1 protein-coding gene is annotated in these 591 nt (G+C 63.3%); it reads left to right on the top strand.

Annotated elements, in window-relative coordinates; translation table 11 throughout:
* Positions 1–71: 71 nt before the first annotated feature.
* On the top strand, positions 72–591 hold a 520-nt coding region (locus tag Ato02nite_RS50705; protein WP_213013930.1), incomplete at its 3' end, for an NHL repeat-containing protein.

Genomic DNA, 591 nt, shown 5'->3' with positions numbered 1-591 from the left:
TGAGTGGGGCTAATGGGGTTGCGGTCCTTGGCGGTGCCACGTACACGGCCAACGGCAACATGATCGCGCGTGTGGACAACTCCAGCCGCGAGGTCACGAGAGTGTCCGGCCAAGTCAACTCGGCTGATCTCTGCACCAGCTATCCCAGCCGAGACAGTGCGCTGTTCCGCACCGACTATGCCCCGCTGAGGGTCGTCGGTACCGACGGCCGGTTCATCTATGCCACCGACACCTGCGGCATTCGCCGCGTTGACCCGGAAACCGGCGCCGTGACCACGCTTCCCTACGGCAACTACAGGACCTCGACCGCTTCCGTGGCGATCGCCGGCCAGTATCTGTACGCCGTCGACAACTCCGACAGCGGCCTGCAGAAGATCGATCTCAACTCGGGCAGCAACGACTCGCTCAACAACAACCACCACCTCGGCGCGGTCGCTGCTGACAGCAACTTCGTCTGGATGGTCAACACCGACCACATCTTCAAGATCGACCGGAACACCGGCGCCATCCTGAAACAGTGGCCCGTAGCCGTCCAGGGACACGCGCCCACGGCGCTGTTGTCCGTCGGCAACTACCTCTACGCCAGCCAGT

It is taken from the genome of Paractinoplanes toevensis (assembly GCF_018332695.1).
Lineage (GTDB): Bacteria > Actinomycetota > Actinomycetes > Mycobacteriales > Micromonosporaceae > Actinoplanes > Actinoplanes toevensis.
The sequence above is the reverse complement of the archived record's forward strand: the minus strand, read 5'-3'. Positions and strand labels throughout refer to the sequence as shown.